The 23278-nt window shown below is 62.9% G+C and carries 26 protein-coding genes; 7 read left to right on the top strand and 19 right to left on the bottom strand.

Features of this window, described 5'->3' with window-relative positions; translation table 11 throughout:
- On the top strand, nucleotides 1-405 hold the full coding sequence (locus ACIQUB_RS01285; RefSeq protein WP_113238368.1) for a type II toxin-antitoxin system HicB family antitoxin: 405 nt from the start codon (nucleotides 1-3) through the stop codon (nucleotides 403-405).
- Nucleotides 406-422: 17 nt separating this feature from the next.
- Here the strand turns inward: ACIQUB_RS01285 and ACIQUB_RS01280 are convergent, their stop codons facing one another.
- The 11 genes from ACIQUB_RS01280 to ACIQUB_RS01230 form a co-directional block, all read right to left on the bottom strand.
- Nucleotides 423-701, bottom strand: a complete 279-nt coding sequence (locus tag ACIQUB_RS01280; protein WP_113238369.1) for a type II toxin-antitoxin system prevent-host-death family antitoxin — start codon at nucleotides 699-701, stop codon at nucleotides 423-425.
- A gap of 81 nt (nucleotides 702-782) precedes the next feature.
- Nucleotides 783-1523 carry a metallophosphoesterase family protein gene (locus tag ACIQUB_RS01275; RefSeq protein ID WP_113238370.1) on the bottom strand — a complete coding sequence of 247 codons (741 nt, stop codon included), beginning with the start codon at nucleotides 1521-1523 and terminating at the stop codon, nucleotides 783-785.
- A gap of 3 nt (nucleotides 1524-1526) precedes the next feature.
- The gene (gene uraH / locus ACIQUB_RS01270) at nucleotides 1527-1883 is read right to left on the bottom strand and encodes a hydroxyisourate hydrolase (RefSeq protein WP_047506311.1); all 357 of its coding nucleotides are present in this window, start codon (nucleotides 1881-1883) and stop codon (nucleotides 1527-1529) included.
- A complete protein-coding gene (locus ACIQUB_RS01265; protein ID WP_113238403.1) occupies nucleotides 1880-2380 on the bottom strand; it encodes an ureidoglycolate lyase in 501 nt (166 codons plus the stop codon). Before ACIQUB_RS01265 ends, uraH begins: the two co-directional genes overlap by 4 nt.
- Before the next feature lie 5 nt (nucleotides 2381-2385).
- On the bottom strand, nucleotides 2386-2748 hold the full coding sequence (locus tag ACIQUB_RS01260; protein ID WP_113238371.1) for a HepT-like ribonuclease domain-containing protein: 363 nt from the start codon (nucleotides 2746-2748) through the stop codon (nucleotides 2386-2388).
- Nucleotides 2745-3035 carry a nucleotidyltransferase family protein gene (locus tag ACIQUB_RS01255; RefSeq protein ID WP_113238372.1) on the bottom strand — a complete coding sequence of 97 codons (291 nt, stop codon included), beginning with the start codon at nucleotides 3033-3035 and terminating at the stop codon, nucleotides 2745-2747. The genes ACIQUB_RS01260 and ACIQUB_RS01255 overlap by 4 nt, the downstream gene beginning before the upstream one ends.
- Nucleotides 3036-3076: 41 nt before the next feature.
- Entirely contained in the window at nucleotides 3077-3370 is a 294-nt protein-coding gene (locus tag ACIQUB_RS01250; RefSeq protein ID WP_113238373.1) for a nucleotidyltransferase family protein, read from the bottom strand.
- A 60-nt stretch (nucleotides 3371-3430) separates the two neighbouring features.
- Nucleotides 3431-3928, bottom strand: a complete 498-nt coding sequence (uraD, locus tag ACIQUB_RS01245; RefSeq protein WP_113238374.1) for a 2-oxo-4-hydroxy-4-carboxy-5-ureidoimidazoline decarboxylase — start codon at nucleotides 3926-3928, stop codon at nucleotides 3431-3433.
- On the bottom strand, nucleotides 3928-4851 hold the full coding sequence (puuE, locus tag ACIQUB_RS01240) for an allantoinase PuuE (protein WP_113238375.1): 924 nt from the start codon (nucleotides 4849-4851) through the stop codon (nucleotides 3928-3930). The genes uraD and puuE overlap by 1 nt, the downstream gene beginning before the upstream one ends.
- Nucleotides 4852-4949: 98 nt before the next feature.
- Nucleotides 4950-5672 (bottom strand): DUF1045 domain-containing protein, encoded by a 723-nt coding sequence (locus ACIQUB_RS01235; RefSeq protein ID WP_113238376.1) that lies wholly within the window; start codon nucleotides 5670-5672, stop codon nucleotides 4950-4952.
- 223 nt (nucleotides 5673-5895) lie between these two features.
- Complete coding sequence (locus ACIQUB_RS01230) at nucleotides 5896-7074, bottom strand: FAD-binding oxidoreductase (protein ID WP_113238377.1); 1179 nt, start codon at nucleotides 7072-7074, stop codon at nucleotides 5896-5898.
- On the opposite strand from ACIQUB_RS01230, the gene mnmD reads away from it, so the two are divergent.
- The gene (mnmD, locus tag ACIQUB_RS01225; RefSeq protein ID WP_113238378.1) at nucleotides 7073-7813 is read left to right on the top strand and encodes a tRNA (5-methylaminomethyl-2-thiouridine)(34)-methyltransferase MnmD; all 741 of its coding nucleotides are present in this window, start codon (nucleotides 7073-7075) and stop codon (nucleotides 7811-7813) included. The genes ACIQUB_RS01230 and mnmD overlap by 2 nt on opposite strands.
- Before the next feature lie 26 nt (nucleotides 7814-7839).
- Here mnmD and ACIQUB_RS01220 read toward each other — a convergent pair whose 3' ends face one another.
- On the bottom strand, nucleotides 7840-11058 hold the full coding sequence (locus ACIQUB_RS01220) for a response regulator (protein ID WP_402928731.1): 3219 nt from the start codon (nucleotides 11056-11058) through the stop codon (nucleotides 7840-7842).
- A gap of 278 nt (nucleotides 11059-11336) precedes the next feature.
- On the opposite strand from ACIQUB_RS01220, the gene ACIQUB_RS01215 reads away from it, so the two are divergent.
- Nucleotides 11337-11708: a hypothetical protein gene (locus ACIQUB_RS01215; protein WP_113238379.1), complete on the top strand. Its 372-nt coding sequence runs from the start codon at nucleotides 11337-11339 to the stop codon at nucleotides 11706-11708.
- Between the two features lie 352 nt (nucleotides 11709-12060).
- Nucleotides 12061-13773, top strand: coding sequence for a DEAD/DEAH box helicase (locus tag ACIQUB_RS01210; RefSeq protein WP_113238380.1), 1713 nt, complete (start codon nucleotides 12061-12063; stop codon nucleotides 13771-13773).
- A gap of 70 nt (nucleotides 13774-13843) precedes the next feature.
- Here ACIQUB_RS01210 and ACIQUB_RS01205 read toward each other — a convergent pair whose 3' ends face one another.
- A complete protein-coding gene (locus ACIQUB_RS01205; RefSeq protein WP_113238381.1) occupies nucleotides 13844-14743 on the bottom strand; it encodes a DMT family transporter in 900 nt (299 codons plus the stop codon).
- Nucleotides 14744-15098: 355 nt separating this feature from the next.
- On the opposite strand from ACIQUB_RS01205, the gene ACIQUB_RS01200 reads away from it, so the two are divergent.
- From ACIQUB_RS01200 to ACIQUB_RS01190, 3 genes are read left to right on the top strand one after another with little or no spacing between them, the layout of a single operon-like run.
- Nucleotides 15099-16508 (top strand): circularly permuted type 2 ATP-grasp protein, encoded by a 1410-nt coding sequence (locus tag ACIQUB_RS01200; RefSeq protein WP_018897244.1) that lies wholly within the window; start codon nucleotides 15099-15101, stop codon nucleotides 16506-16508.
- A 4-nt stretch (nucleotides 16509-16512) separates the two neighbouring features.
- Complete coding sequence (locus ACIQUB_RS01195) at nucleotides 16513-17454, top strand: alpha-E domain-containing protein (protein ID WP_047506342.1); 942 nt, start codon at nucleotides 16513-16515, stop codon at nucleotides 17452-17454.
- Nucleotides 17455-17466: 12 nt separating this feature from the next.
- Nucleotides 17467-18291: a transglutaminase family protein gene (locus tag ACIQUB_RS01190; protein WP_112982974.1), complete on the top strand. Its 825-nt coding sequence runs from the start codon at nucleotides 17467-17469 to the stop codon at nucleotides 18289-18291.
- On the opposite strand, the gene ACIQUB_RS01185 is transcribed toward ACIQUB_RS01190, so the two are convergent.
- The 6 genes from ACIQUB_RS01185 to araD form a co-directional block, all read right to left on the bottom strand.
- On the bottom strand, nucleotides 18245-19129 hold the full coding sequence (locus tag ACIQUB_RS01185) for a transglutaminase family protein (RefSeq protein WP_113238382.1): 885 nt from the start codon (nucleotides 19127-19129) through the stop codon (nucleotides 18245-18247). The genes ACIQUB_RS01190 and ACIQUB_RS01185 overlap by 47 nt on opposite strands.
- 99 nt (nucleotides 19130-19228) lie before the next feature.
- Nucleotides 19229-20104 carry a transglutaminase family protein gene (locus tag ACIQUB_RS01180; RefSeq protein WP_113238383.1) on the bottom strand — a complete coding sequence of 292 codons (876 nt, stop codon included), beginning with the start codon at nucleotides 20102-20104 and terminating at the stop codon, nucleotides 19229-19231.
- A gap of 65 nt (nucleotides 20105-20169) precedes the next feature.
- On the bottom strand, nucleotides 20170-20388 hold the full coding sequence (locus tag ACIQUB_RS01175) for a hypothetical protein (RefSeq protein WP_296434711.1): 219 nt from the start codon (nucleotides 20386-20388) through the stop codon (nucleotides 20170-20172).
- Between the two features lie 122 nt (nucleotides 20389-20510).
- On the bottom strand, nucleotides 20511-20984 hold the full coding sequence (locus ACIQUB_RS01170) for a VOC family protein (RefSeq protein ID WP_018897240.1): 474 nt from the start codon (nucleotides 20982-20984) through the stop codon (nucleotides 20511-20513).
- A gap of 102 nt (nucleotides 20985-21086) precedes the next feature.
- Nucleotides 21087-21341 (bottom strand): hypothetical protein, encoded by a 255-nt coding sequence (locus ACIQUB_RS01165; protein WP_113238384.1) that lies wholly within the window; start codon nucleotides 21339-21341, stop codon nucleotides 21087-21089.
- 145 nt (nucleotides 21342-21486) lie between these two features.
- Nucleotides 21487-23226 (bottom strand): L-arabinonate dehydratase, encoded by a 1740-nt coding sequence (gene araD / locus ACIQUB_RS01160; protein WP_018897238.1) that lies wholly within the window; start codon nucleotides 23224-23226, stop codon nucleotides 21487-21489.
- Between the last annotated feature and the right edge of the window lie 52 nt (nucleotides 23227-23278).

Here is a 23278-nt window from a genome sequence, read left to right as displayed (position 1 = left end):
ATGCGCAACTATATCGGACTGATCCACAAGGACGCCAAGAGCGACTACGGCGTCTCCTTTCCGGATTTTCCCGGCGCCGTCACGGCTGGCTCGACGCTGGATGAAGCGCGCGAAATGGCCGAGGAAGCTCTGGCATTTCACGTCGAAGGGTTGATCGAGGACGGCGAGACGCTTCCACAACCCTCTTCGCTCGAAACCGTCATGGCCAACCCGGAGAACAAGGACGGCGTTGCCATCCTCGTCTCGCTGAAAGCCGCCTCAAGTAGGGCCGTGCGCATCAATGTCACGTTGCCGGAAGATGTTCTGGCCCGCATCGATGCCGTCGCCGCTGCTGCCGGCCTGTCACGCTCGGCCTTTCTCGCCAGGGCCGCGAAGCACGAGATCGAGCGCAACGCGGCGGCTTAGCTCAGCGCTGACGGCCCCTAGCGGGCACCCGTGACGAAGTCCTCGGGCTCGATGAGATCATGCTCTTCGTAGCGGCCGTTCTTGACTTCCTCCAACGCCTCCATCAACCGCACGGCATTGGCCGGTGTGGAAAGGAGATGCAGCGTCTCCATCATCCCCTCATACTCGTGCTTGTCCATCAGGATCGCCGAGGGCTTGCCGCGGCGAACGATCTCCACGGGGACGCAATCTTGCGAGACTTCATCAAGAAGGCTGGCGAGGTCGTTTCTGGCTTCTGAAAACGTGACGGTGCGCATGATGATCCCTCGCAACGACTGTACGATGTACCACACAAGCCATTGCGAATGTCAATTTGAGCGCCGGCGCCTGCGGAACGCCTACCGCACCCACCCCGTCGCCAGCGCGCCGGCCCAATCCGGGCGCCCGTTCTCCCGCGCCAGCCGCGACATGGCCATGTGATCATAGGCGACCGTTCGGAACTGCGGCGCGAAGCCGGACGCGGTCTTTTCGATGATACAGTAGGAGGCCAGCGGATGCCCTGTTTCGACCTTGTGCTCATAGGGCGTGTCGTCGCTGTAGCCGGGGCAGCCGACGCTGCCGGGATTGACGATCAGGCGGCCGTCGCTGAGGCGCACCATGCGCGGCACATGGCTGTGGCCGCAGAGGATCAGCGGCTGCTCGACCCCCTCGGCCAGCGCCTCGATCTCTTCGAGAGGCTTCAGGAAGACATGACCGTCTGGCGAGACGGATTCCAGCCAGTAGGTTTCGTCATGCCCAGGCGTGGCGTGGCAGAGATAGACCTCGTCGCGCCAGACGGCGCTGAACGGCAGGCTCCGCAGCCAGTCGAGGTGCGCGGCCGATAGTTGCCCATAGGCGTGCTGCTCCCAGGAAGGCATGGCGTCGGCGGGGCTTTCGATCAGATAGCGGTCGTGATTGCCGCGCACCGTCAGCGCATCGAGCGACATCAGCCTATCCGCCGCCTTGCCCGCTTCGAGCGGCCCGCTCAGGCAATCGCCGAGATTGACGATCTCGGAAATCCCAAGCGCCTCGATATCGGCAAGCACGGCTTCCAGCGCCAGGTGGTTGCCATGGACATCGGCAATCGCGGCAAAACGCATCGCTCAACTCCCGCGATAGGTCGAGTAGCCATAGGGCGAGATCAACAGCGGCACGTGATAATGCGCGCTCTCGTCGGCGATGCCGAAGCGGATCGGCACAAGGTCGAGGAAGGCGGGATGCGGGAGTGCTGCACCAGTGCCGCGCAGATAATCGCCGGCATGAAACAGAAGCTCGTAGGTCCCGGCCTTGAAACTCTCGCCGACAAGGATCGGCCCGCCATCGACGCGGCCATCGGCATTGGTGACGACGGTCTTCACATGCCTGCGAACCTCGGCCTCGATATGGAAGAGCTCGATCTTCAACCCCTCGGCCGGCTTGCCGGAGGCGGTGTCGAGGACGTGCGTGGTCAATCCGGTCATGAAATGGGCTCGCTGATGACAAAGGGAGTGTCGAAAAAATATTCTTCCAGATTGTTGCCCGGCCCGTCGCGATCGACAACCAGGAAATCGCTGACCGCGCCGAGCGACATCAAGGGATGGTGCCAGACATTGCGCCCATAATTCACGCCCTGATCGCCTTGCGCCAGGAACACCTGCGGGGGCCCCGGCTTGCCGCCCTCGTCCTCGGACACCACGACCAGAAACGGCCGGCCGGAGATCGGCGAGAAACTCTGGCTGCCGAACGGATGCCGCTCCATCATGCCGACTTCATAGGGAAAATCGCGCGGCTGCCCGCGAAACAGGTTGATGATCACGCGCGCGCCCTCGCCCACGACGTCGGCCGACGCCAGCGCGTGAAACCGCTCCGTGGTGCCGTTGTTGATATATCGCATCGTCGCCGGATCGGCTTCGATGACCTCGCCGAAGGGCGCGAAGGCGGCTTTGGTGAGCGGCTGGATGTCAAGGTAGTCTGTCACGTCGATCATTCGCCTTGTATGCGCCAGTGGCGTAGAGATTCGAGCTCGGAAATCAGCGTCTGCAGGTCGCGACGCACGGTGGTCCAGATCGCGGGCAAATCGGCCCGGTAATAGTCGTGGACCATGAGATTACGCATGCCCCGGATCTGCGCCCAGGGTATCTGCCCATGCTCACGAGGAAATTCCGGATGATTGCTGGCGATCCGCGACGCCGCCTCGCCGAGCAGCACCAGCGACATGGTCACCGCAAGCTGCGTGCGCACATCGGACAGGAAAGCCTGCTCGTCCATGTCTTCCGTGAGCATCCGCGCCTGTTCGGCGGCGGCCTGCATCCTGCCGATATAATCGACCAGCCTCTCCGCGCTCATATACGGGTCGCTTCCAGAAGAACACGCTCGCGAATGTTCTCAGGCAAGCCGCCCGGCGTCACCAGATCCACCTTCACCCCCAGAATATCCTTCAATTCCTCAAGCAGCCCGCCAAGATCGAACAAAGACGTTCCCGGCAGCGTATCGACCAGAATATCGAGATCGCTATCCGCCCGATCCTCGCCGCGCGCCACCGAGCCGAACACACGCGGGTTCGTCGCATTGAAGCGCGTCGTCGCCTCGCGGATCGCCTGCCTGTTTTGCTCCAGCACCTCGGACGGTCTCATCATCTTCTCACGTTACCACTCGGCAAGAACAATGGTCGAACTCATATCGGCTTGGCCTCTTCGAGAACGCGCCGCCGGACATCTTCGGGAAAGTCGCCCGGTATCAAAAGGTGTATCGGCGTACCCAGCATCATCTGCTCGAGTTCATCGAGCAAACCACCGAGATCAAGAAGTGTCGCGCCGGGCAAAGCATCCACCAGAATATCCAAATCGCTATCCGCCCGATCCTCACCCCGCGCCACCGAACCGAACACACGCGGGTTCGCCGCGTTGAAGCGCTTGGTCGCCTCCCGGATCGCCTGCCTGTTTTGCTCCAGCACCTCGGATGGTCTCATCGCCTTTGCTCCCTCAGCGACGACTATAAGCCGCGGACGGACAAGAGAAAAGCGGCGCCGTCAGCGCGAAGGCAGCAGCGCCTCGAGCCTCAACAACGCAATCCGCTCCACCTGCGCCGTCGCCGTTTCGAATTCCGCGTCGCGGCTGTTGTCGATGCGCTTTTCGAAGGTCGAGAGGATCGCCTGCTTGTCGAGGCCTTTCACCGCGATGATGAAGGGAAAGCCGAATTTTTCGACATAGGCGCGGTTGAGTTCGGTGAAGCGCTGATGCTCCTCGGCGCTCAGCCGGTCGAGCCCGGCGCCGGCCTGTTCCTTTTTGCTGTCCTCGGTCAGTTCGCCGGCGATCGCCAGGCGGCCGGCGAGGTCGGGGTGGGCGCGCAGCACGCCGAGGCGTTCCTCCGGGCTCGCGGCGCGGAAGATCGCCACCAGCGCCGTGTGCACGCGGTCGACATCAAGCGTCTCGCCGACGAAGCCGTCGTCGAAGGCCCGCTCGGCGATGAAGGGCGAGTGCTCGAAGACGCCGCCGAAGCGAGAGATGAATTCATCGCGCGCGATCATCAGATGGTCTCCGGCTTGTGGTGCTTGTGCCAATGCTCGGCGATCTCGATGCGGCGCGGGATCCACACCTTCTCATGCTCCAGCACATATTGCATGAAGCGCTTCAGCGCCGCCGCGCGGCCCGGGCGGCCGACAAGCCGGCAATGCAGGCCGATCGACATCATCTTCGGGCTGCCCGCCGCGCCTTCCTCATAAAGCGTGTCGAAAGCGTCCTTCAGATAGGTGAAGAACTGGTCGCCCGAATTGAAACCCTGCGGCGTGGCAAAGCGCATGTCGTTGGTTTCGAGCGTATAGGGAATGATCAGGAACGGCTTGTCGTCCACGCCCTTCACCCAGAAGGGAAGATCGTCGGCATAGCTGTCCGACGAATAGAGGAAGCCGCCCTCCTCCTGCACCAGCCGCAGCGTGTTGTCGGATGGCTTGCCCTGGTACATGCCGTAGGGCCGCTCGCCTGTTAGTTCGGTGTGCAGCCGCACGGCTTCGAGAATGTGCTTGCGCTCCAGCTCTTCCTGGAAATCCTTGTATTCCAACCAGCGGTAGCCGTGGCTGGCGATTTCCCAGCCGGCTTCCTTCATCGCCGCCACCGCCTCGGGGTTGCGCGCCATGGCCTGCGTCACGCCGTAGACTGTCGCCTGCACCTTGAGATCGGTGAACATCCGCCACAGCCGCCAGAAACCGGCCCGCGAGCCGTATTCGTAGATCGATTCCATGTTGAGATTGCGCTGGCCGGGCCAGGCGGCAGCGCCGACGATCTCCGACAAGAGGTTTTCCGAGGCCGCGTCGCCATCCAGAATGCAGCTCTCGCCGCCCTCCTCGTAATTGATGACGAACTGCACGGCGATATTGGCGCCGCCGGGCCATTTCGGGTCGGGGGTGTTGCGGCCATAGCCGACGAGATTGCGCGGGTAAGTCTCGGATACCATGAAATCACCTTCCAGAAAGTCGGCGAACGGTAACACCTCAAGAGCGAATGTCGAGACGGAAACTGCGCAACAGAGTTTTGCCTTTATGGCACAATCGCTTAGGCCGGAACGGGAACCCGCTCGCGCCGCGCGCTGACCTTGCCCATCGGATGCAGCGAATGCACCCGGAACGGCCCGCCATTGCCCTCTTCGACCATCAGCGCCACGTTCGATATCTTCACGGGATCGACGAGAACCGGCTCGAAAACGCTGCGCAGTGAACGCTCGATGCGCGACATGTCGATCAGGCTGACCGGACCGGTCAAAGGCATGTGGAAGCGGAATTCGTCCATCACATAGGGGCATCCCCAGCGATGCAGATTGGCGAACTGCGCCGCCGAAAGTCCATCCGGATCGCTGCGCTCGATATCGGCATCGCTGAGCGGCGCGCGGAACTGGTCGAACTGCTGCACGATCGAGGAGGCCAGATACTGGACGTTGTCGCAGGGCAGCGACGGCACGAGGCTGAAGATGCTGCCGGTGCGGGCAACCTCGAGCCGCGGAATGGAAAACGGCGCCAGCGTACCGCAGAAGCGCATCAGTTCCCGCAGGAGTTGCGGCTCCGACATGTCAGCCGCAAGCCGGAATGGTGCCTTCAGCGCGCCGTGAAAACCGTAGCGCCGCGGCACCGCCGTATGAAAGGCGACCTCGTGAATGCTGAGCCCGCGGATCGCCGTGGGCTCGACCATCTCGCCGGAAAACACGTTTCGGCCAAGCCAATTGGCGGCCGCGTGCGACAGCGGGTCATTTGCGGCAGGCGTGAAACAGATGGCGTATCGCATGCAATTATCTCCGTCGGCACCAGGCGCGACTCGTCAGCGCGCCGCCGTTTTGCAAGCAGATAGGCGATTTGCATGACAGATTGACGAAGGATAGCGAGTGCTAATTCACGTTTAACGTGAATTGCCAAATATCTCGCGAAAGTGGCTGCTGATTTCAGGATTAAACAGCGGAAAACGGAAAAGCGTAGGCGAAACGAGAGAATTCAAGCGATCGCGAGGCACTTTAGCGTGAAGCGACGTGAATATGATTGATCAGGTGAAAGCTCTCCGGCACCGCAAACGGTATCGTGCTGCCCGCTGCCATATGCACAACCGCTTCGGCCAGCCGGTGCGCGAGGCCGAAGCTGACCTTGAAGCCACCGGTCAGCGCTAGCAGTCTCTCATGTTCGGGATGCGCACCAATCATCGGGTCGCGGTCGATCGCCTTGGGGCGCAGCCCGGCCCAGCGCTCGATAACGGGCGCATCGCGCAGCAAGGGCACCAGCGCCCGCGCCTTCTCGACCAGAACATCCAGCTGCCCGTCGGTCGAAAAGGGTGCGTCGAAACGGTTCTCGCTGGTGCTGCCGATCGCGACATGCCCGCCCTCATGCGCCACCACATAGAGCCCGTCGCGGAAGATGGTCGGCAGGCCAGGATCGACATCGGCCTTCAAAAGCGCCGACTGGCCCTTCACCGGCTGGCCGAGCGGCTGCGTCAGCCCTGCCGTGTCGCGCGCCAGAAGCGGAAACGATTGATAGCCGGCAGCAATAATGCAATGTCCGAAGGCGATCGGCCCAGCATCGGTCTCGGCGATCCCGCGCTTGGCTTCGATGCCGTGAACGGCCGAATTCTCGATGATGCGGACATGTCTGGCGCGGCGGAGAAAGGCTGCGAGCACAGCCGTCAGCGATCGTGGCGCCACCCGGCCCGCCAGCGTGTCGTGCACGAAGCCGCCTTCCATTTGAGAAGCGTCCGGCCAGCCGGATACATCAGGCGTATCGATCACATTCCAATGGAAACGGCGCTCGCCGGCATGCCAGTGGCTGTCGGCATCGGCCGAATGGCCGAGCGCGATATCGCGCAGATGCGGCTTGGGCAGCGGGATCAGGCGGCCGGAGCGACGGTAGCCCGTTGAGAGGCCCGTCTCGGCCTCCAGCCGCGCCACCTCGGCCTCCAGCGCCACCAGCGCATCGAACTGAAACTGCTTCTTCGGATTCCATTTGTCCGGCATGTGCGGCATGAGCGCGCCCAGCAACCCGCCGCTCGCCCCGCCGCCGAGCACGCCGGCATCGATCAGCACCGCGTCGATCCCCATGCGCTCGGCGTAGACGGCCGCCCAGAGCCCCATGATGCCGCCGCCGACGATCAACAGATCAGTGGACGATTGACCCGAGGGCAAGGCCGGACTATCGGCTGTTGACATGACAGACATCGATCCCGATCAGATTAATGTGGCACAGGCTGAGATGGCGAACCGGCCGCTTGAATGGCGCGACGGCGATATGCCCTATTCGCCGGCCTTTGGCGACCATTTTTATTGCCAGACCGACGGCCGCCTCGAATGCGGCCATGTCTTCCTCGCCGGAAACGGCCTGCCCGAGCGATGGGCCGGGGCGCAAACCTTCCTGATCGGCGAGCTCGGTTTCGGCACCGGCCTGAACTTCGCCGAGACCTTCAGGAACTGGAAGCTGAAGCGCGCCGAAGGCCAGCACCTGCACTTCATGTCCTTCGAGCTCTACCCGATGCGGCGCGACGAGATCGACCGCGCGCTGTCGCACTGGCCGGAGATCGACGCCGAGCGCATCGCACTGGTCTCGGCCTGGCCGGGTCAGCCGGAGGGCACCGTATCCTTGAAACTCGACGAGCAGACCACGCTCAGCGTCGTCTGCGGCCGGGCGCTCGATGGCGTGGCGGCCGCCGAGGCGGGTTTCGATGCCTGGTATCTGGATGGCTTCGCCCCATCGCGAAATGCCGACATGTGGTCGCAGGAGCTGATGACGCTCGTCTGTGAAAAGACGGTCCCCAATGGCACCTTCGCGACCTACGCAGCGGCCGGCTTCGTCCGGCGCAATCTGGGCGCCGCGGGCTTCGTGGTCGAGCGTCGTCCCGGTTTCGCCGGCAAACGCGAAATGCTGTGCGGCGTCAAGCGCGCTGAGGGTTAGCTCCCCAGAGCTGGGCCAGCTCTAGGCTAGCTCAGCGAAATCCCGCTCGCGCGGCCTTCCTTGCCGAGCCAGAGCGCGATCTTTTCTTCCAGCAGTTCCGGGCTGATCGGCTTGGCCATGTAGTCGTCCATGCCGGCGTCGAGGCAGAGATCGCGGTCGGCTTCGAGCGCGTGCGCGGTGACGCCGATGATCGGCACCCGGTGCCCCTGCCCGCGCTCGAGCTCGCGGATGCGCCGCGCCGCGTCGTGGCCGTTCATCACGGGCATCGACACATCCATCATGATGATGCGCGGCGTATAGGCCTCCCAGGCCTCGACAGCCTCCTCGCCATTCTTGACGACGAGGAAGTTGAGCCCCGTCGCCTGCAGGATCTGCGTGAAGACGATCTGGTTCACTTCATTGTCCTCGGCGACGAGCACGTCGATGAAGGACGGCGGCGCTCTCTCGCTGAGAGCTTCCGGCAATAATTCGGGCTCGAGCGGCGGCGCCTCGATAACCGGGCGCAGCGTCGGCGCCAGCCTGATCCGGTTGGTGCGCACGACATCGACGATGGTATTGCGCAACACGTTGGCCCGCGCCGGCTTCATCAGATGCGCCTGGCCGTTCAGCGCCGCAAATTCCTTCTCGGTGCCCGAAATATCCATCGAGGTCAGGAAGACGATCGGCAGCTCGGCGAAGCGCTCGTCGGCGCGCAGCAGGCGGGCGATATCGGCGCCGTTCATGCCGGGGATCTGGTAGTCGAGCACAAGCGCATCGATGGAGACGCCGAGCGCGAAGGCTTCCTCGAGAATGGCAAGACCTTCGACGCCGTCTTCGGCGGCCGCGCCATCGAAGCCCCATTGCGTCAGCTGCTCGGTCAGGATCTGGCGGTTGACGGCGTTGTCGTCGATGACAAGCACGCGCGCGCCGCGCACATTGACCGGCAGCGGCCGCGGCTCGGCCCGCTTGGCGCCGACGGTAAATGGCAGGGTGACGGTAAAGACCGAGCCCTCCCCGACAGCGCTATCCACCTCGATATAGCCGCCGAACAGATCGACCAGACCGGCCGTGATCGCCAGCCCCAGCCCGGTGCCTTCATGACGCCGCGTCGAGGAGGAATCGATCTGCGAGAACTTGCCGAAGATCTGGTCGAGCCGGTCCTTCGGCATGCCGATCCCGGTATCCTCGATGCGCAGCGTCGCCATGATCTCGTCGGCCGCACCCGCGACATAGCCGAGTTCGACCAGCACATGGCCCCGCTCGGTGAACTTGACGGCATTGCCCACAAGATTGGTAACGATCTGGCGAAAACGCCCGGCATCGCCGATGATGGCTGCAGGCAGGCCCGGCATGACGCGCACCAGAAGCTCGATGCTCTTTTCCGCCGCCAGCGACGACAACAACGTGACCACGTCCTCGACGGCCTCGATCGGATCGAAGGTCACGCGCCTAAGCGTCATCTGCCCGGAATCGATTTTCGAGAAGTCGAGAATGTCGTTGATGATGGTCATCAGCGCATTGCCGGACTTGGTGATGATATCGACGAAAGTCTTCTGGCGCGTGTCGAGATTGGTCTTCGACAGCAGCTCCGCCATACCGAGAACGCCATTCATCGGCGTGCGGATTTCATGGCTCATATTGGCGAGGAACTCCGACTTCACCCGATCGGCCACTTCGGCGCGTTCAAGCAGGCTTTCGAGATCGCCTTCGCGGATCTTCATCGCCGAGATGTCGGTAAAGAGCACGACCCAATGCCGGCGCGCGCTGACCATGACGTCCATCTGCACCCAGCGGCCATCGGGCACGCGAAACAGATGCGACGCCGGCTGGCCGTCGGCAAGCGCCTGGCCGATATCGTTGAGCAGGTGATCGGCATCCTCCGGGAAATCGCCGCGCTTGGCGCAGAAGGCCAGCATCTCGCGCCAGTTGCGCCCGACGGCGACGTTCTCGCAGGCAAGGTCCAGCATTCCGGCCAGCGCATCGTTGCTGAGCAGGATTTCGCCATCCTGCAGCACGAGCAGCCCTTGCGACATCGCGTGCGTCGCGTCTCCCATCAGCTCGCCGAGGTTTTCGAGTTCCTCGCGCGCGGCGTGGATTTCGCGCTCATGCCGGCGCACGGCCGAGACATCGGCATAGGTGAGCAGGATGCGGTCGGTGGAGATCTTGCGGCTGTCGACCAAGAGGAATTTGTCGCCCCAGTTGATCTCGGCCGCCGCCGGCTGGTCGGAGCGGAACTGATCGGTGCGCCGCGCCAATATCTCCTCGGCCGTCACGCCGGGCGGATAGCGCCCAAGCGTGTGATTGTATTCGACGAGCTCGGCAAAACCCTTGCCGTCGAACAGGCCTTCGGGCAGCTCCGAGATCGTATAGAAGGCGTGGTTGCCGTAGCGGATCGTCAGATCGCTTTCGAGGATGAGAACGCCGACCGGCAGCGAATTCAAAACGCGCGCCATATCGCGATGGAGAATTTCGGTATGGGCCTGCGCGGCGATGAGCGCGCTCTCGCGCTCCTTCAGCAGCGTGACATCCGAGAAGGATCCGACCGTATAGTGCCGGCCGTCGTCGCCATCGATCCGATTGATCTGCGCCAGGATCGGATAAACCCCGCCCTTGGCGCCGGGAACCAGGCTCTCGATGTCGCGCGCCTCGCCCTTGGCCAGCGCCTGCACATGACCGCGGCTCACCATGTCGCCGGCCGCCTTGCCGAACATCTCGCGCTCGGTCTTGCCCAGCGCCTCGGCGCGCGGCAGGCCCGTCAGCTGTTCGTAAGATGCGTTGGCATAGACCAGCCGGTGATCCTCGTCGCGCACGAAGGCGGCAACCGGAAGCGCTTCGATCACATCGCGCAGGAAGTCGATATCCGTGCTGATTTCACCGAGCGCCCGCGTCGCCGGCCATTTCGGCCGCGCCGCCTTGCGCGCTTCTTCGAACATGCCGAGCACATAGATCCGTTCGTCCGACAGCGCGAAGCTCTCGATCCGCACGCGGTCATGGCGATCGCCTGTCGCGTCGAAGCAGAGCGCGCTTTCCTCGCTGCCGAACACCAGAGCACGGCGCTCCTTGTCCTCGCGGTCCTGCTCGTCGGGACGATCGAACAGCTCGCGGCTGCGCCGGCCGATGAAATCGGAAATCTCCTTGCCGAAGAAATTCGCATAGGCCTGGTTGACCGCGACATAGCGCAGTTCGCTGTTCTTGACATAGGCAGGGTTGTCCAGATCCGCGATCCGGCGGCATGCCAGTTCGAGAATGTCCCCGTTCGGTCCCAAAAACACCTGCTCCACCATGAAAACACTAGGCAAATTGCTACGTCATCGACCATAGCCGAGAGGCGTTTAACAACGAATTAACCATGACCCGGCCAACCAAAAATAACGCTGCAGATTGAGAAGAGTAGAAGAAGAGCATGCGTGGTTGCAGCGGCTGATGCTCCTGTCATCGCCAAGCAAAACCTCGAAAATCGTGCTAAAATCGCAGCCATTTCTTGGGCCGTCACGATCTTCTGTTGCCGACCTCAAGAACAACTCTTCCGCTATAGGAGGCGAACATGTCCGTACTTCATAAAAGCATGGCAACCGGCTCTATCCTGCTCACGCTGACAGTGGCGACGCTGGCATTGGGCTCGCCGGCGATGGCGCATGAACATTACGCCTGGGGCGGCGCCGCGGCCGGCTTCGTCGGCGGCGTGCTCCTGTCACAGGCGCTGCGCCCCTACCCCTACACATACGGCTATCCAGATGGCTACGGTTACCCCTATGCCTATGGCTATCGTTATGGATATCCCTATAGGGCATACCGACCCTACGGCGCCTATCCGGTCTACCGCACCCATTACGTCCAGCCCTACCGCACCTGCCATCTCGAATGGCGGCGCAACGGATGGGGCGAGGCCTACCGCGTTCGCGTCTGCCCGTACTGATGTAACCAGTTGCCCGAGCGACGGTGCACGTGACACCTCGTCCGCGCCGTGACCCCGTGCGGCCTTTTGCGCCCCTCCCCTTGACTTTCCGGCCGAACTAGACCACATGCAGGCCAGCTTTCACCTTCCGGCCGCCGCGTGAGCGTGCCCCTGCCAGCAAATAGGATGCAGGAAGAAGGACAAAGCGCATTTCGAATGGACCGCATCCCAAAGGACGCGGCAGAAGCGCTGGAGAGCTTTTTCCAACAAGACAAGTTCCCACTTCACGCGGGGTTCTTGACGCCAGAGTAACACCGGACCGCAAACCCGCGTTCCGGCGGTATTGTTTTGGCGCCCCTGAAAAGGTTATGACTTGACCAATTTTGAATCGCTTGGTGTCTCCAAGCCGATCGTCGCCACACTGTTCCAGCTCGGTATCGAAACGCCGACCCCCATCCAGGAAAAGGCGATCCCGCTTCTTCTCGAAGGCCGCGACCTGATCGGCCTTGCCCAGACCGGCACCGGCAAGACGGCCGCATTCGGCCTGCCGCTGATCGAAAAGCTGATCCCGGAAGAACGCCGCCCCGACAACCGTACCACCCGTACGCTCATCCTGGCGCCGACCCGCGAACTGGTGAACCAGATCGCCCAGAATCTGAAGAACTTCCTGCGCAAGTCGCATCTGCGCATCAACGTCGTCGTCGGCGGCGTGTCGATCAACAAGCAGCAGCTGCAGCTTGAAAAGGGCACCGACATCCTAGTCGCCACCCCCGGCCGCCTGCTCGATCTCGTCGCCCGCCGCGCCATTGGCCTCACCGCCGTGCGCTACCTCGTGCTCGACGAAGCCGACCAGATGCTCGACCTCGGCTTCGTGCATGATCTCCGCAAGATCTCCAAGATGGTGCCGAAGCGTCGCCAGACGATGCTCTTCTCCGCCACCATGCCGAAGGCGATCGCCGATCTCGCCGCCGACTTCCTGACCGATCCGGTCAAGGTCGAAGTGACGCCTCCGGGCAAGGCTGCCGACAAGGTCGAGCAGTATGTTCACTTCGTCAACGGCAAGAACGACAAGACCGATCTTCTCAAGAAGTCGCTCTCCGAGAACCCCGATGGCCGCGCCATCGTCTTCCTGCGCACCAAGCACGGCGCCGAGAAGCTGATGAAGCATCTTGAGCACGTCGGCTACTCCGTCGCCTCGATCCACGGCAACAAGAGCCAGGGTCAGCGCGAGCGCGCGCTGAAGGCCTTCAAGGACGGCGACATCAAGACGCTGATCGCGACCGACGTCGCGGCGCGCGGCATCGACATCCCGGCTGTCAGCCACGTCTACAACTACGATCTGCCTGAAGTGCCCGACGCGTACGTTCACCGTATCGGCCGTACGGCCCGCGCCGGCCGCGATGGTATCGCGATCGCCTTCTGCGCACCGGATGAAACCCGTCTGCTGCGCGATATCGAGCGCCTGATGAACATCTCGATCGCGGTAGCCTCTGGCGAAGCACCGGCCAACATGAACGCGGCGCCGAAGCGCGGCAGCGGCAATGGCCACCGTGGCCAGGGCCAGGGTCGTGGCGGTGAAGGTCGCAATGGTGAAGGCAGGGGTGGCGAAGGCCGTGGCAATGCCCGCGCCGGTCGTCCCGAGCGCCGTCCGCGCCCGGAAGCTGGTGAGGAAGTCCGCGCCAACGAGGAGCGCCGCGAGCGTCGTCCCCGTCCGGAACGCCAGACCCAGCGCAACGAGGATTTCCGCGGCCAGCGTCGCGGCGAAGTCGCGCCGGTCACGGCAGGCCCTGACAACGATCTTGCCTCGACCTCGGATTTCCGTGGCGCAGGCCAGGCCCGCAAGCAGCAGCGCCCGCAGCACGGCAACCACGCGCATGGCGACGCAAACCGTCACCAGCCCGGCGGCGGCGCCCGCAATGCGCCCCGCAACGGCCAGGGCCGTCCGGCCCGCAAGCATGGCGAAGACCGTGGCGCACAGCAGAACGCCGGTAACGGTGGCGGCGAACGTCGCGAAGGCAACGGCGGCAACCGCCGCGGCGGCCCCTCGCGCGGCGGCAATGGCGGCCAGCGTCGCGAACGCGCGTAATTCTTAACGCGATTGAACAACGAACGGCGGGAGAGATCCCGCCGTTTTTTATTGCGCCTGCTCGCTGGTCCTACTGCGCCTGCTCCCGCAGCGGCGCGGCAACCTGTCGGTTAGTCAAATAGACGCCGGTGACGACCACGATGGTGCCGATAACGAGCGGTATGGTCAGCGGTTCGCCGAAGGCGATGAAGGCCTCCAGCGCCACGGTCGGCGGCATCAGATAGATCAGCGATGCCGCGCGCGACACCTGTCCGCGCCGGATCAGATAGAGCAGCAGCCCGACTCCGCCCATCGACAGGCCGAAGACCGACCAGACGAGGGCCGCGACCGCCGTTGCCGACCCGTCGAAATGCATGCGCTCGAAGCTGAGCATCAGCGGCACGCTGACGATGAGCGCGCCGACATATTGCAGCGTCGCGATGGCAGGCAGATTGCCGGCCTGCAGGTGTTTCTTCTGATAGATCGTTCCGTAGGTGACCGAAGCCATCGCCAAGAGGTTGATGGCGAGCGGCACGAGGGCATGGGCGAGATTGGCATTGGCGGGATCGAAGAGCTTCGGCGAGATGGCGATTGCGATCCCCACGAAGCCGAGCGCGAGCCCGGCCTTCTGCACCGGCTGCAGCCTTTCGCCGATCAGAAGCGGTGCGGCCATAGCCGTCAGAAGCGGCTGCAGCGCCGCGATGATGCCGGAGATACACGCCGGCACGCCATTGGCGATCGCCCACCACAGCCCGCCGAGATAAAAGCCGTGCAGGAAGAGCCCCGAATAGATCGCTTTCCACATGACCGCCCTACCGGGCCATTGCACCCTGAGCACGAGACAGAGCGCCAGGAAGGCCAGCGCCGACAGCGCGAAGCGAATGGCGAGAAAGGTGAAGGGCTCGGAATGGATGGCCGCGTATTTCGCCACCACCCAGCCGGTGGACCACAAGAGAACGAAGATGGCGGGTGCGAGGCGATCGAGCGACATGAGTGGCCTTGGAAAACGGAAATGGGCCGAGATAGCCGCTGCGGGTGCCGGCAGTCAAAGGCGAAGCGTTGATGCTTATTGTAAGTTTCATTGATGCCGTCGGAAAACCGCTCCAGCATCCCGATCGCCCGAAAATGAATCGCGCCACGCGTGGAAAATAATCACATGCTCATGTTTTAAGCGACCGGATACAATTGCTCTTTGCCGCCCCGGCGCTACCTTCCCGAAAATGCTCAGTTTTTCGGCTATTTTCGTCGATAGCTATGATTTTATGAATCTTCCGTTTGAACTGAGCATGGTTCTTGCATTGCTTTCTCCGTTGTACTCAAATGAAGAAAAAAGGGGAGCCACACCTTTGGCATTTGATGAAATGATCACCGGGGACGAAAGCCCTCGACAGCCATATGAAAAATACTTTGAGTGGTACAATAATCAGGATCGCGCTCATCTGATCGCCAAATCCCGCGATGCGGAAAACATCTTCCGCAAGACCGGCATCACCTTCGCCGTCTATGGCCACGCCGACAGTTCCGAAAAGCTCATCCCCTTCGATATCATCCCCCGCGTCATCTCCGGCCGCGAATGGCGAAAGCTGGCGCAGGGCATCGAGCAGCGCGTCATCGCGCTCAACGCCTTTCTCGACGACATCTACCACAAGCAGGAGATCATCCGCGCCGGCCGCATTCCGCGCGAGCTGATCGAGAAGAACGACGCCTTCCTGCCCGAGATGATCGGCTTCCGCCCGCCCGGCGGCGTCTATACCCACATTGTCGGCACCGACATCGTGCGCACCGGCGAGGACCAGTTCTACGTTCTGGAAGACAATGCCCGCACGCCCTCGGGGGTCAGCTACATGCTGGAAAACCGCGAGACGATGATGCACATGTTCCCGGAGCTGTTCCACGAGAACAAGGTGCGCCCGGTCGAGGATTATCCCTATCTGCTGCGCCAGTCGCTCGCCTCGCTTGCCCCTCCCGGCTGCAAGGGCAAGCCGCGCGTCGCCGTGCTGACGCCAGGCATCTACAACTCCGCCTATTACGAGCACTCCTTCCTTGCCGACACCATGGGCGTCGAGCTGGTCGAAGGCTCGGATCTGCGCGTCATCGACGGCAAGGTGAAGATGCGCACCACGCGCGGCTACGAGGCGATCGACGTGCTCTACCGCCGCGTCGACGACGACTTCCTCGATCCCCTCACCTTCCGCCCGGATTCCGCCCTCGGCATCCCCGGGATCATGGATGTCTACCGCTCCGGCAACATCACCATCGCCAACGCGCCGGGCACCGGCATCTGCGACGACAAGGCGATCTATTCCTATATGCCCGAGATCGTCGAGTTCTACACCGGTCGCAAGGCGCTTCTCGAAAACGTGCCGACCTGGCGCTGTTCGGAAGCCTCCAGTCTGAAGTACGTGCTGGAGCACCTGGAAGAGCTCGTCGTCAAGGAAGTGCACGGCTCCGGCGGCTACGGCATGCTGGTCGGCCCGACCGCGTCGAAGAAGGAACGCGCCGATTTCGCCGAAAAGCTGCGCGCCAAGCCGAGCAATTACATCGCCCAGCCGACGCTCTCGCTGTCGACGGTGCCGATCCTCGTCAACAAGGGGATTGCGCCGCGCCACGTCGACCTGCGTCCCTACGTGCTGGTCTCCGACAAGGTGCAGATCATTCCCGGCGGCCTCACCCGCGTTGCGCTGAAGCAGGGCTCGCTGGTGGTCAATTCCAGCCAGGGCGGCGGCACCAAAGACACCTGGGTATTGGAGGATTGATCTGATGCTCGGAAGAACCGCAAACGGCCTCTACTGGATGTTCCGTTACTTCGAGCGCGCCGAGAATATCGCGCGCCTGATCGATGCCGGCATCCGCATGTCGCTGACCAGAAGCAGCGGCAGCGACGACAACTGGGACGGCGTGCTGCAAAGCGCCGGCGTCCGCGAAGCCTATGACGAGGGCCATTCGAAGCTCACCGGCCCCGACGCGATCGACTATCTGCTACGCGACCGCACCAACCTGTCGAGCGTCATGTCCTGCGTCGATTTCGGCCGCAACAACGCCCGCATGGTGCGCACGGCGCTCACGCGCGAGACCTGGGAAGCTACCAACGAGTTCTGGATCGAGCTCAAGGAACTGCTGTCGAAGCGGCTGAAGCCGGCCGATCTGCCGCAGGCAATCGACGTGATCAAGCACCGCGCCGGGCTGATCCGCGGCGCGCTGCACGGTTCGATGCTGCGCAACGAGCTCTATAACTTCGCCCGCATCGGCACCTTCATCGAGCGCGCCGACAACACCAGCCGCATCCTCGACGTGAAGTATTACGTGCTGCTGCCGGCCGTCTCCGCCGTCGGCACCTCGATCGACAATGTCCAGTGGGAATCGATCCTGCGCTCCGTCTCCGCTCACCGCTCCTACAGCTGGGCCTATGACGGCGAATACCGCGCCACCAACATCGCCGACTTCCTGATCCTCAACGGCCAGATGCCGCGGTCGCTCGCCTATTGCTACGAGAAGATCACCAGCGAACTCGGCCACCTCGCCACCGATTACGGCGAGCGCCTGAAGGCGCATGACACCGCCGACGCCATCCGCCAGTCGCTGAAGAAGCAGGCGATCAAGGACGTCATGGATCAGGGCCTGCACGAATTCCTCGAGGACTTCGTCTCACGCAACAACCAGCTCGGACAGGAAATTTCCGACGGTTACCGGTTCTACGCATAGGCGGGTCGCGACATGAAACTGAAGATTAGCCACGTCACCGAATACCGCTACGACGAACCCTCCGCCTTCTCGCTGCAGCGCCTGCGGCTGACCCCGCCATCAGGCCCGGGCCAAAAGGTGCTGAGCTGGTCGCTGCATGTCGAGGGCGCCAAGCCTGAAGTCGAGTATGACGATCAGTTCGGCAACCACGTCAACTTGGTGTCGCTGGAAGGCGAGCAGCAGGTGACGCGCATCGTCGCGGAGGGCGAGGTCGAGACCGAGGATCTGAACGGCGTCACCGGCCCGCACACCGGCTTCTGCCCGCTCTGGCTCTTCCTACGCGACACGCCGCGCACCAAGCCGGGCAAGCTGGTGAAGGAGCTCATCAAGGGCGTCAGCGGCGACAACGAGCTTGGCCGCATGCATGCCCTGATGGGCGCCATCCACGAGACGGTGAACTACCAGCCCGGCACCAGCGACGTCGAGACCACGGCCGAGCAGGCGCTGGAAAAGAAGACCGGCGTCTGCCAGGACCACGCCCATATCTTCGTCGCAGCCGCCCATGCGCTGGGTGTTCCCGCGCGTTATGTCTCGGGCTATCTGATGATGGAAGAAAAGATCGAGCAGGCGGCAACCCATGCCTGGGCGGAAGCGCATATTCCCGGCCTCGGCTGGGTCGGCTTCGATCCCGCCAACAAGATTTGCCCGGACGAGCGCTATGTCCGTATCGCCAGCGGCCTCTCCTACAAGGACGCCGCTCCCGTCTCGGGCATGCGCATCGGCACGCCGGGCGAAAAGCTGCAGGTGATCGTCAAGGTCGCGGACCAGGGGCAATCTCAGAGTCAGTCCCAGAGCTAGAAATCAACGGCATCGGCGGCAGGGTATCGCCAGTCACAATCTCATCGGTAACGACCTCGAACTGCGCCAGCCGCGCCGGCCCGAACGCCGTGGAGATAGCGACGTCGGTGGCATCGCGGCCGGTCGCCATCAGGATGCGGCCGATGCGCGGCGTGTTGTGGCGCGCATCCACCGTGTGCCAGTGGCCGCCGAGATAGACCTCAAACCAGGCGCTGAAATCCATCGGCGCCGGGTCCTTGGGGACCCCGATGTCACCGAGATAGCCGGTGCAGTAGCGCGCGGGAATGTTCATGCAGCGGCAAAGCGTAATCGCCAGATGCGCGAAATCCCGGCACACGCCGGTTCTGTCCGTGTAGCCGCCATGCGCGGTGCGCAGGAGATCGGCGTTCATGTAGTCGAAGCGGATATGGCCGTGCACGAAATCGGTGATCGCCTGCACGCGGGTCCATCCAGGCTTGGTGGCCGAGAAGGTCTCCCAGGCGAAATCGGCAAGCCGGTCCGTGTCGCAGTAGCGGCTGCCGAGCAGGAAGACGAGCACGTCGTCGGGCAGATCCTTGATCTCATGCTGGACGGCATCGACGGGTATCACATCGGGCTGGCCGCTGTCGTAGATGTCGAAGCTGGTCGAGATGGTGGTGATCCCCGCCGGCGCCACGATGCGGGTGCAGGCATTGCCGAAATCGTCGGTGTAGCCCCAGGCTTCGATCTGCTGGTCGAACTCCAGCACCTGCTCGGTCAAGAGATCGACCCGTCTTGAGGGGTGGATGTTGAGGGTGAGAAGCATCGGCGTCGGTTGCACGCATTCATACCCTATCGTGAAACCGGCATGGATCTTCATGATCGTTCCTTTTCGAAAAGCGGCGCGGCGGCATTGGCGCGCTTTCAGGGAACGTCACCGGCACCGATCGGTTCCACGCACTGCGACCGGATCACGGCATCATGTCTCGGTGGTCACATTGACCTGCACGAGCATGTCACCGAAATCGTCGCTAGTGCCGTCATAGCTCCCCCAGAGTGGGATCGCCTGGCGCGGGTCGCGGGCGACGCCGACGCGGATGAGGTCCTGATTGCCGACGATGCCGTTGGTCGGATCGAACTCCACCCAGCCCGCGCCCGGCAGATAGACCTGACACCAGGCATGTGTCGACCCGCCGCCAAGCGTGCGCGATCCATCGCGATCAGGCACGTAGATGTAGCCGGTGACGAAACGCGCAGCGAAACCCAGAGACCTTGCCGCTTCCATCATCAAAAGCGCGAAATCCCGGCACGTTCCCTGTCGCCGCTGCAGCGTCTCGACAGGCGTTTGCGTGCCCCTTTCGACGCGGCGTGCATAGACGAAGCTCTGGCGGATCGAAAAGCACAGCGTCATCAGGATATGCCCGGTCTGCACCGAAGTGCCCGCGCCGGTGAACTGCCGCGCCCAGTGTGCCACCGCCCCCTCGGGGTCGTCATAGGAGCGCGCGATGGTGCAGCTGAGATCAGGAAGCTCGTCCTCTTCATAGGAGAAAGGATAGGTCAGCGCCTCGCTGTCCATCTCGAACTCGACGGGCACCTCGGGCGTATGATCGAGCCGGATATTGGTCTCGAAGCGGAGATGATCGGATGCGCCTTCGAAGTCCACAAGGGCAATGCAATTGCCGAACACGTCGTGGATCCAGCGCACCCGCGCCGGCGTCGGCTCGACCACCATCGTCGCGTCGAGCAGCCGCTGGTCGAAGCTGTCGCGCGGGCGAAACAGCACCCGGTGCTGGCCGAAGGTGACCGGGCGCTTGTAGCTGTATTGGGTGATGTGCCTGACGGAATATACGGTCATGCTGCCCTCGCCCGCCACGGTCCGGGCGGACGCCCTGCTATTCGAACTCTTCTAGTCGAACGCGTCTAATCGAACTCCGGCACCTGCCCCGACTGGAAGAGAATGATCGATGGCCCCTGCTCGCCAACCGCGACATTGGCCTCGCGGCACCAGACGACCACGCCGGCATAGTCGTTGACCATCGTCTCGGCGACATAGACGGCCGTGTCCTCGCCCTTCATCCGGCGCGGTTCGAACGCATGGACAAGAGCGCCGCTGTCATCGATGTTGAACGCGCTCAGCACAATCAATTTCCGCACTCCTGGCATTGACGCTCTCCTGCGGCGATAACGGCAGGACGCCCGTTTCGTTCCTGACAACGGGCGGTCTGGAGAAGAAAATGCGGCCGAGATCACTCGGCAATCGCTCAGCCCCGGCGAGCAGCCTCGATCGCCGCGACGTCGATCTTGCCCATGTCCATCATCGCATCGAAGGCGCGCTTGGCCTCGGCGCCGCCGGCGTTCATCGCCTCCGTCAGCACGCGCGGCGTGATCTGCCATGATACGCCCCATTTGTCCTTGCACCAACCGCAGGCACTCTCCTCGCCGCCATTGCCGACGATGGCGTTCCAGTAGCGGTCGGTCTCTTCCTGATCCTCGGTGGAGATCTGGAATGAGAAGGCCTCGTTGTGCTTGAAGACGGGGCCGCCATTGAGGCCGATACAGGCAACGCCGGCGACGGTGAACTCGACGACGAGCACCTGCCCCTCCTTGCCCGAGGGATAATCTCCCGGTGCACGCGTGATCTTCCCGACGGAGCTGTCAGGAAACGTCTTCGCGTAGAAGCGCGCGGCTTCCTCCGCATCCTTGTCGTACCATACGCAAATCGTGTTCTTTGCCATTACGCGCTCCTCCCGCGTTCGTCGCCTATGTCAGGACACATAAGGCAGCGACGTCAGTTGACCAGCGTAATGGTCTCTTCGGAGCGGATCGTGAAGGCGGGGTCAGAGGCTCTCGTATGTTTCCGAAGTCCGGCGGGTCGCCAGCGAGTAGAGCCAGTAGAAGGGTATGAAGCAGACGAGCACGGCGATTTCGAGCACCGAATGGCGCGTCTCGCGGACCTCGTCGACAGCAACAGGCGCCTCCGCCCTCACCCCGCGCTGCGCGTTCTCGAGCAGACGGTTCACCAACTGGCGATTGTCTTCCGTCTCGGTCCCGTCGGCATCGTGGTGAGTGGTCTTCGGCGCGGGCTTGCGCATGTCTGGCCTCGTCGTCATTGCAGTGCGAGGTCAAGCTAGCATGATTTTATTAAATCTTTAACTATAACTTACCCGCCCCTCAGAGACGGAAAAGGCGGAGCTTTCGCCCCGCCTCCTCGTCAATTCACCCGATCGAAACGACCGATTAGTGGCTGTCCTTGCCAACCGCGCTGCCGCGACATCCCTTGAGGAAGTCGAGGTCGGCGCCGGTGTCGGCACCTTCGACGTGCTGCTGGTGCAGGAACGCATAGCCCGAGGTCGGCAGCTCGTGCTGCGGCTTCCACTCGGCCAGGCGACGCGCCATCTCTTCGTCGGAGATATCGACATGCAGGCGGCGGTTCGGCACGTCGAGCTCGATCATGTCGCCGTTCTTGATGACGGCAAGCGGACCGCCGACGGCGGCTTCCGGCGAAGTGTGCAGAACGACGGTGCCATAAGCGGTGCCGGACATGCGGGCATCCGAGATGCGCACCATGTCGGTGATGCCCTTCTTCAGAACCTTCGGAGGCAGACCCATGTTGCCGACTTCGGCCATGCCTGGATAGCCCTTCGGACCACAGTTCTTCATGACCATGACGCAGGTCTCGTCAATGTCGAGATTGTCGTCGTTGATCTTGGCCTTGTAGTCATCGATATCCTCGAACACCACGGCGCGGCCACGATGCGTCAGCAGATGCGGCGAAGCAGCCGATGGCTTCAGGACAGCACCCTTCGGCGCCATGTTGCCGCGAAGGACGACGATGCCGCCCGACTGCGTCAGCGCCTTTTCGGCCGGCAGGATGACGTCTTCGTTCCAGTTGACGACGTCCTTGACCTCTTCCCACATCGTCTCGCCCGAAACGGTCAGCGCATCCTTGTGCAGCAGGCCGGCTTCGCCGAGGCGCTTGATGACGACAGGCAGGCCACCCGCATAGAAGAACTCTTCCATGAGGTATTTGCCCGACGGCATCAGGTTGACGATGGTCGGCACGTCGCGGCCGCAACGGTCCCAGTCGTCGAGCGTCAGGTCGATGCCGACGCGGCCGGCCATGGCCAGCAGATGGATGACGGCATTGGTCGAACCGCCGATCGCCGCATTGGTGCGGATGGCGTTTTCGAAGGCCTGCTTGGTCATGATATCAGAGGGCTTCAGGTCGTCCTTGACCATCTGCACGATGCGGCGGCCGGTGAGCTGCGCCATCACCTTGCGGCGGCTATCAACGCCCGGGATCGCAGCATTGCCCGAGAGCGCCATGCCGAGCGCTTCGGCCATCGACGCCATGGTGGACGCGGTGCCCATGGTGTTGCAGGTGCCCGACGAACGGCTCATCGAAGCCTCGGCTTCGAGGAACTCGGCCTGCGTCATCTCGCCGGCCTTCACCATTTCGGAGAACTTCCAGAGGTGCGTGCCGGAGCCGACGCGCTCGCCGCGGAAGTAGCCGTTCAGCATCGGGCCGCCGGTGACGACGATCGACGGCAGGTCGACGGAGGCGGCCGCCATCAAGAGCGACGGCGTGGTCTTGTCGCAACCGACCATCAGCACGCAACCGTCCATCGGCTGGCCACGAATGGTTTCCTCGATCGAGAGCGCCGCAAGGTTGCGGTACATCATCGCGGTCGGGCGGAAGGTGTTTTCGGAAGCCGAGAACACAGGAACTTCCATCGGGAAGCCGCCGGCCTCCCAGATGCCGGCCTTGACCTTCTCCGCCAGTTCGCGCAGATGGCCGTTGCACGGCGTCATGTCCGACCAGGTGTTGAGAATGCCGATGACGGGGCGTCCGTCGAACAGGTCGTGCGGGTAACCCTGGTTCTTCATCCAGCCGCGGTGGTAGATGACGTCACGGCTGGTGCCGCCGTACCATTCCTGCGATCGAAGCTTGCGCGGCCATTCCGCTTTTTTAAACATTGTCTTCTGCCTTTTGAGGGATGCCGAGCCGTCCTCGCGACGGCCCGTATCG

This window comes from Rhizobium sp. NPDC090275 (genome assembly GCF_044772225.1).
Classification (GTDB): Bacteria; Pseudomonadota; Alphaproteobacteria; order Rhizobiales; family Rhizobiaceae; genus Rhizobium.
Note: the sequence above shows the minus strand (reverse complement) of the source record. Positions and strands in the feature narration are given on the sequence as shown.